The 7,187-nt window shown below is 73.6% G+C and carries 8 protein-coding genes; 3 read left to right on the top strand and 5 right to left on the bottom strand.

Annotation, left to right across the window (positions count from 1 at the left end; genetic code table 11):
- Positions 1–98 precede the first annotated feature (98 nt).
- The 5 genes from ACFV2J_RS42030 to ACFV2J_RS42010 all read right to left on the bottom strand — a co-directional run bounded on the left by ACFV2J_RS42030 (position 99) and on the right by ACFV2J_RS42010 (position 5,511).
- Positions 99–1,658 (bottom strand): sensor histidine kinase, encoded by a 1,560-nt coding sequence (locus ACFV2J_RS42030; RefSeq protein WP_385443759.1) that lies wholly within the window; start codon positions 1,656–1,658, stop codon positions 99–101.
- Complete coding sequence (locus ACFV2J_RS42025; RefSeq protein ID WP_385094270.1) at positions 1,659–2,420, bottom strand: response regulator transcription factor; 762 nt, start codon at positions 2,418–2,420, stop codon at positions 1,659–1,661.
- 504 nt (positions 2,421–2,924) lie between these two features.
- The gene (locus ACFV2J_RS42020; protein ID WP_385094273.1) at positions 2,925–3,713 is read right to left on the bottom strand and encodes a CE1759 family FMN reductase; all 789 of its coding nucleotides are present in this window, start codon (positions 3,711–3,713) and stop codon (positions 2,925–2,927) included.
- Positions 3,710–4,798, bottom strand: coding sequence for an LLM class flavin-dependent oxidoreductase (locus ACFV2J_RS42015; protein WP_385443755.1), 1,089 nt, complete (start codon positions 4,796–4,798; stop codon positions 3,710–3,712). The genes ACFV2J_RS42020 and ACFV2J_RS42015 overlap by 4 nt, the downstream gene beginning before the upstream one ends.
- A gap of 245 nt (positions 4,799–5,043) precedes the next feature.
- A complete protein-coding gene (locus ACFV2J_RS42010) occupies positions 5,044–5,511 on the bottom strand; it encodes a hypothetical protein (RefSeq protein WP_385094279.1) in 468 nt (155 codons plus the stop codon).
- 132 nt (positions 5,512–5,643) lie between these two features.
- Between ACFV2J_RS42010 and ACFV2J_RS42005 the strand changes: the two genes are divergently transcribed.
- The 3 genes from ACFV2J_RS42005 to ACFV2J_RS41995 all read left to right on the top strand — a co-directional run bounded on the left by ACFV2J_RS42005 (position 5,644) and on the right by ACFV2J_RS41995 (position 7,063).
- Positions 5,644–5,982, top strand: coding sequence for a YnfA family protein (locus tag ACFV2J_RS42005; RefSeq protein ID WP_385094282.1), 339 nt, complete (start codon positions 5,644–5,646; stop codon positions 5,980–5,982).
- Positions 5,983–6,128: 146 nt separating this feature from the next.
- The gene (locus ACFV2J_RS42000) at positions 6,129–6,905 is read left to right on the top strand and encodes an SDR family NAD(P)-dependent oxidoreductase (RefSeq protein ID WP_385094285.1); all 777 of its coding nucleotides are present in this window, start codon (positions 6,129–6,131) and stop codon (positions 6,903–6,905) included.
- A complete protein-coding gene (locus ACFV2J_RS41995) occupies positions 6,902–7,063 on the top strand; it encodes a hypothetical protein (RefSeq protein ID WP_385094288.1) in 162 nt (53 codons plus the stop codon). The genes ACFV2J_RS42000 and ACFV2J_RS41995 overlap by 4 nt, the downstream gene beginning before the upstream one ends.
- Positions 7,064–7,187 lie beyond the last annotated feature (124 nt).

Here is a 7,187-nt window from a genome sequence, read left to right as displayed (position 1 = left end):
GTCCAGGGGGGCGCAGCGCCCCTGGCGGGGGTCTGGGGGCGGAGCCCCCAGGTACGGGACGGGTCGGCGACGGGCGGCGGGGGCGAAAGAACCCGGGGTCAGGAATCCGGCGAAGGACGATCCCCCGTACCGCTCACCGTGAACCCGAACACCGCCCCTCCCCCCTCCCGCCGAAAGGCGAACGACGCCCCGCCATGCGCCGTCGCAACCTCCCGCACGATGGACAACCCGAGCCCGGACCCGGGCAGACTGCGCGCGTCGGCCGCCCGGTAGAAACGGTCGAAGACCCGCACGAGATCCCCCTCGGCGATACCGGGCCCCCGGTCGAGCACCTCGATACGGACGTTGCCCGGCCGACCGGCACCCCCACCGACGCCCACGTCACCACCGCCACCGGCACCGGCACCGGCACCGGCACCGAGACCGCCGCCGACACCGACACCCGCATCGCCACCGGCAGGCCCCCGCCCCGGCCCCGTCACCGCGATCTCGATCGGCCCCTTCCCGTCCCGGTCGAACTTGACCGCGTTCTCCACCAGGTTCGACACCGCCCGCTGCAACGCCGTCGGCCGCCCGTCCACCGTCGTGTCACCGCTCACCCGCACGACGACACCTCGCCCGCTGCGCCGCCGCGCGACCACCGCGACGTCGTCGGCGAGATCGGCGAGATCGATCCGCTGCACCGGCTCGGTGTCGGACTGCCCGGCCGCGAGCGCCACCAGTTCGTTGACGAGGTCGGTCAGCTCACGGGACTCCTGGGCGAGGTCGGCGACCAGTTCCTCGCGGGCCTCGGGCGGCAGCTCGTCGATACGCCGGAGCATCGAGATGTTCGTACGCAGCGAGGTCAGCGGCGTACGGAGTTCGTGCCCCGCGTCCTGGACCAGCCGCCGCTGGTCCTCCTCGGACCGGGCGAGGCGCCCGAGCATCCGGTCGAAGGAGCGGCCGAGCCGCGCCACCTCGTCGTATCCGGCGACCGGCACCTGGATGCCGAGCCGCCCGGTGCGGGCCACGTCCTCGGCGGCACCGGCGAGCCGTACCAGCCGCCGGGTGATCCGCCGCGCGAGCCACCAGCCGAACAGTCCCGCCGCGATCACCACCGCGCCGACGAGCAGCACGGTCCGCTGCTGGAGCTCCCGCAGCAGGTCCTCCGTGTCGCTGAACTGCTGGGCGACCTGCACCGCGCCCCGCCCGCCGCCGAGGGCGACCGTGGCCACCCGGTAGAGGTCCCCTCCGACGTCCACCTCCCGGTGCTCCACCCACGCACCCGCGGTCGGGGACCCGGCGACCCGCCGGTCGCCGGCGACGACGGGCAGCACCGGTCTGCCGCGGTCGGCGACCGTCCCGCCGCGCCCGAGCACCTGCACATCCGTCCGGCTGGGCCGGATGATGTCGTCGAGCGGCCCGTCGTGGTCGGGGTCGGACGACGAGAAGTCACCCGGGTCGAGCGGCGTCTCCCGCACCTGGCCGCGCAGGTCCTGCACGACGCCGGAGAAGACGGTCTGCTGGTCCACGCGCACCAGCCGGGCGGCCGCGTCGTAGCTGAGGAACCCGACGAGGACCGTGACCGCGGCGGCCACGGCCGCGAACGACAGGGTGAAGGTCGCCCGGAGGGAGGACAGCCGCCGGGGCCGCAGCCCCGCGAGCCGTCCCGGGGGCACTCAGTCCTCCCTCAGAACGTACCCCACGCCCCGCACCGTGTGGATCAGCGCCGGCGCCCCCGGCCCGTCGAGTTTGCGCCGCAGGTATCCCACGTAGACGGCGAGGTTCTTGGAGCCGGGTCCGAAGTCGTAGCCCCAGATACGGTCGTAGATCGTGGCGTGGTCGAGGACGATGCCCGCGTTGCGCACGAGGAGTTCGAGCAGTTCGAACTCCGTGCGGGTGAGTTCCAGCTCGCGCGCGCCGCGCCAGGCGCGGCGCGCCTGGATGTCCATGTGCAGCCCGGCGGCGGCGATCTGCCCGGGGACCTCCCGGGACACCGGGACCGCTGCCGGCGCCGGTGTCGAGGCGGAGGCGGTGGCGGCCTCCGGTCCGCCGGCCGGGGCGCCGTTCACCGGGCTCGTACGCCGCAGCAGCGCCCGCAGCCGGGCGAACACCTCCTCCACGTCGAACGGCTTGACCACGTAGTCGTCGGCCCCGGCGTCCAGGCCCGCGATGCGGTCGGCCGTCTCCACCAGGGCGGTGAGCATCAGGATGGGGGTGCGGTCGCCCTCCGCGCGCAGCACGCGGCACACCTGGAGTCCGTCGATGCCGGGCATCATGACGTCCAGGACCAGGATGTCCGGTGGGGTGCGGTGGGCCTGCGCCAGCGCCTCGACACCGTCGGCGACGGCCGTCACCGCGTAGCCCTCCAGCGTCAGTGCCCTTTCCAGGGCATGGCGGATGGCACGGTCGTCCTCGGCGAGCAGCACAGTCTGGGGCACCTCACCAGTCTGCCAAGCCCCTGGCCGCCCACCACCTGATGGGCCAGGTGAGCGTGGGCTTCTTACCCGGCTCTCACCCCTCCCCGCGCGGGCCCCTTACCTCGCCGGGTCACTCTGTCCCGTATGCCAGGACGGTACGGCGGTCCTGCGGTCCCGCGGTCCGGGAACGTGCCGGGGAAGGCGTGCCGTGTGAAGCGCTCCGAGGGCGTGTCACCACGGCGCCGCCGCCCACGCCGGTCCGGCGGCACCGGCCGCGCCGACGACGGCCCCGCGACGCGACTCCCACTCGTCCGGTGCCACCCGGTACCCGTCGGGTGTCACCTCGCACCCGTCAGGCACCACCCGGTACCCGTCAGGTACCACCCGATGCCCGCCCGGCCCGACCCGAGCAGCCCCCGGTCGGGTCGGGCCGGTGCGGAGGGGGTGGGCCGGAAGCGCACGACGGTGGCGGCCCACCCCTGCCCACGCCACGGGCCGCCCCCGCCCGGCTTCCGGCCCGCTCGCCTACGGGCGCAGCGCCGCGAGCTGCTGCTCGAAAGGGACGACCTCGAAGCCGCCACCGGACGCGGTCCGCGCGGGTACCGCGCGAACAGGCACGGTCCCGGTCCGGACGGGCCCGGCCGGGGCGGTTCCCGCCGGGAGGGGTGCCCTCGGAGCGGGCGCCGCGCCGACCGGCCGCGGCACGTCAGCACCCTCGCCGCCGTCGGCTCCCGCGGCACCGACCTGGAGGCCGGCACCGTCGGTACCGGTCACACCCACCGCCGTACCGGCAGCCGCCGCCGCGAGTCCCGTCATCAGCGCCGCCAGCTCCCCGGCCGCCCGGTCGATCCGCTCGGCCAGTCCCTCCGCGCCCCAGTCCTCGGACGCCGCGTACACCGCGGTCGGTACGACGACGGCACGCAGATAGGCGAAGAGCGGGCGCAGGGCGTGTTCGGTCACGAGGGAGTGCCGGGACGAGCCGCCGGTCGCGGCGATCAGGACCGGCTTCCCGGCGAGCGCGTCCTTGTCCAGGACGTCGAAGAAGGACTTGAACAGGCCGCTGTACGACGCCGAGAACACCGGCGTGACGACGATCAGTCCGTCCGCCGCCGTCACGGCGTCGAGCGCGGAGCCCAGGGCCCGCCCGGGGAACCCGTTGGTGAAGTTGTGCGCGATCTCGACCGCGAGGTCGCGCAGTTCGACGACCTCGACGTGCGCGCCGCTCTCCCGCACGGTCGCCGCCGCCAGCCGGTCGGCCAGCAGCCGGGTGGACGACGGGACGCTCAGTCCCGCCGAGACGACGACGAGCCTCATGCGACGGTCACCTCCCGGGCGGCGGCCACGCGGGCCGCGTGGGTCGGGGCGTCCGGCACCGTGGCCGGACGGTCCTTGGCGAACTCCTCCCGCAGGACGGGGACGACCTCCTGGCCGAGCATGTCGATCTGCTCCAGCACGGTCTTCAGCGGCAGTCCGGCGTGGTCCACCAGGAACAGCTGGCGCTGGTAGTCGCCGGCGTACTTCCGGAAGGTCAGCGTCTTCTCGATGACCTGCTGGGGGGAGCCGACGGTCAGCGGCGTCTGGTCGGTGAAGTCCTCCAGGGACGGCCCGTGCCCGTACACCGGCGCGTTGTCGAAGTACGGCCGGAACTCCCGTACGGCGTCCTGCGAGTTGTGCCGCATGAAGACCTGACCGCCCAGGCCGACGATGGCCTGCTCGGCGGTGCCGTGCCCGTAGTGGGCGTACCGCTCGCGGTAGAGCTCGACCATCCGCTGGGTGTGGTCGGCCGGCCAGAAGATGTTGTTGTGGAAGAAGCCGTCGCCGTAGTACGCGGCCTGTTCGGCGATCTCCGGGGAGCGGATCGAGCCGTGCCAGACGAACGGCGGGACCCCGTCGAGCGGCCGGGGAGTCGACGTGAACGACTGCAACGGCGTGCGGAACTTGCCCTCCCACGTCACCACGTCCTCGCGCCACAGGCGGTGCAGCAGCGCGTAGTTCTCGATGGCGAGGTTGATGCCCTGGCGGATGTCCTGCCCGAACCAGGGGTAGACCGGCCCGGTGTTGCCGCGGCCCATCATCACGTCGACCCTGCCCTCCGCCAGATGCTGGAGCATCGCGAAGTCCTCGGCGATCTTCACCGGGTCGTTGGTGGTGATCAGCGTGGTGGAGGTGGAGAGGATGAGGTTCTCGGTGCGTGCCGCCACGTAGCCGAGCATCGTGGTCGGCGACGAGGGCACGAACGGCGGGTTGTGGTGCTCACCGGTCGCGAAGACGTCCAGGCCGACCTCCTCGGCCTTCTGCGCGATGGCGACCATGGCCTTGATCCGCTCGTGCTCGCTCGGTGACCGGCCGGTGGTCGGATCCGGTGTCACGTCGCCGACGGTGAATATCCCGAACTGCATGGTCGCTCGCCCTCCAGGTTGTTTACGATTCAACTATACCCGCAAACGACGACCCCCGCCGACCTATTCCCGACCGTGCTCGACAGCACGCCCCGCCGACCCGCCCCCCGCCCCGCATCAGCGGGCGGAGCCGTACGTCGAGCGGGTCGAACGGGGCGCGCCGGCACCGGAACTCCGGCCGGGACTGGAACCAGAAGCCAGAAACCGGAGGCCGGAGGCAGCCGGAAGCCGGCGGCAGCCGGAGGCTAGAAGGCGTACGAGTCACCCGTGTCCAGCGCGAGCACCCGCTGCCGGTCGTTGGCGTGGTTGCGGTCCACCGCGCCGCCGCCCCACACCGTGTCGATCTCCAGCGCCACCTCGGACGGCGCCTCCCGCAGCCGTACCGTCAGCCCGATCGGGCCGCCCAGCCCGTCCGCCGGCAGCTCCCCCGTCCGGCACACCACGCTGCGCGCGCCCGAGCGCGCGCAGCCGCCCGGCAGCTGCTGCCGGTCCGCGAGCGGCACCGACCAGCGCAGCCGGACCGTCGCCTCGGCGACCGGGCTCGGGCCGTGGTTCTGCGGGGTCAGCCGCAGGTCGAAGATTCCGGCCGCCATGGCCACGGAACCGTGGTAGGCGAGGTCCGCCTCCGGAGAGAGGGCCCGGACCGGGCAGGCCCCGGCCACCACCACCGCCGCCCCCGCACTCATCGCACCCACCGCAGAGAGAATCCGCATGCCGTCACTTCCTTCGCTCGGAACACCCAGAACGCTCATCAGGTCACCCGATGTATGCCACCCCTGACCGGCGACAGGCGCCCTCCAACAGGTGACGGCGGCCGCGCGGAACGCCCGTGCGAAGGTGAGCGCATGGTGATCGTCCGTTCCGTGGTCCTCTTCGTCGTCGCCGCGCTCTTCGAGATCGGCGGCGCCTGGCTGGTCTGGCAGGGCGTCCGCGAGCAACGCGGCTGGCTCTGGATCGGCGCCGGCGTCATGGCCCTGGGCGTCTACGGCTTCGTGGCCACTCTCCAGCCGGACGCCGAGTTCGGCCGCATCCTCGCCGCGTACGGCGGGGTTTTCGTGGCCGGCTCGCTCGCCTGGGGCGTGGTCGCGGACGGCTACCGCCCCGACCGCTGGGACATCACCGGCGCGCTGATCTGCCTCGCCGGAATGGCCGTGATCATGTACGCGCCGCGCGGCGGCGGCTGAGACGGCCCCGCCCAGGGAACGGACGGACCGGGCGCGCGCGACGGCCGCCTGCCTATCCTGGCCAGGACCGATCACCGCATGCCGTACACCCGTGCGCGCGCCCCGACGTGCGCGCGACCGTACGCCGTACGCCTCAGGAGCAGCCCATGACGTCCGCCGCGCCCTCCGCCTCCTCCCGCATCGCCGTCGTCACCGGCGCGAGCAGCGGCATCGGCGCGGCGACGGCCCGGCAGCTCGCCGCGGCCGGCTACCGCGTCGTCCTGACCGCCCGCCGCAAGGACCGCATCGAGGCACTGGCCGAGGAGATCAACGCGGCGGGGCACCAGGCCGCCGCGTACACGCTGGACGTCACGGACCGCGCGGCGGTCGACGAGTTCGCCACGGCCTTCCGGACGATCGGCGTCCTGGTCAACAACGCGGGCGGCGCGCTGGGCGCCGACCCGGTGGCGACCGGCGACCCGGCCGAGTGGCGGCAGATGTACGAGACGAACGTCATCGGCACGCTGAACGTCACCCAGGCCCTGCTGCCCGCCCTCACCTCGAGCGGCGACGGAACGGTGGTCGTGCTCTCCTCCACCGCCGGCCACGGCACCTACGAGGGCGGCGCCGGCTACGTCGCCGCCAAGCACGCCGAGCACGTCCTCGCCGAGACGCTCCGGCTGGAGATCGTCGGCACCCCGGTCCGTGTCATCGAGGTCGCGCCCGGCATGGTCAAGACGGACGAGTTCGCGCTGACCCGCTTCGGCGGCGACACGGAGAAGGCCGAGAAGGTGTACGCGGGCGTGGCCGAGCCGCTCACCGCCGACGACGTGGCGGACACCATCACCTGGGCGGTCACCCGCCCGAGCCACGTCAACATCGACCTCCTCGTGGTGCGCCCCCGCGCCCAGGCGTCCAACACGAAGGTCCACCGGGAGCTGTGACGCCGGACGGGACGCCGGACGCCCTCTCCCCGGAGCAGCGCCGCCTGGCCGAGGAGAAGAGGAACGAGCGCATGGTCTGGTACTACCTCGCGTACTTCCTCTTCGGCATCCACATCGTGGCGTTCGTGATGATCTACGCGGTGATGCACGCGAAGTAGTCGCGCGTCCGCGGGGGGGGGGGGGGGGGGGGCGGCGGGGCGCGGCCCCCCCCCCCCCGCGCCGCGCCCACCCCCCCCCCCCACCCCCCCCCACCACCCCCCCCCCCCCCCCCCCCGGAAAAAA

Source organism: Streptomyces sp. NPDC059668, from assembly GCF_042734135.1.
Lineage (GTDB): Bacteria > Actinomycetota > Actinomycetes > Streptomycetales > Streptomycetaceae > Streptomyces.
The sequence above is the reverse complement of the archived record's forward strand: the minus strand, read 5'-3'. Positions and strand labels throughout refer to the sequence as shown.

What these genes read in the sequence shown, in the direction of transcription:
- ACFV2J_RS42020 (WP_385094273.1), bottom strand. Translation starts at nt 3,713, where the DNA reads ATGAGGCTCGTCGTCGTCTCGGCGGGACTGAGCGTCCCGTCGTCCACC.
- ACFV2J_RS42015 (WP_385443755.1), bottom strand. Translation starts at nt 4,798, where the DNA reads ATGCAGTTCGGGATATTCACCGTCGGCGACGTGACACCGGATCCGACC.
- ACFV2J_RS42010 (WP_385094279.1), bottom strand. Translation starts at nt 5,511, where the DNA reads ATGCGGATTCTCTCTGCGGTGGGTGCGATGAGTGCGGGGGCGGCGGTG.
- ACFV2J_RS42005 (WP_385094282.1), top strand. Translation starts at nt 5,644, where the DNA reads ATGGTGATCGTCCGTTCCGTGGTCCTCTTCGTCGTCGCCGCGCTCTTC.
- ACFV2J_RS42000 (WP_385094285.1), top strand. Translation starts at nt 6,129, where the DNA reads ATGACGTCCGCCGCGCCCTCCGCCTCCTCCCGCATCGCCGTCGTCACC.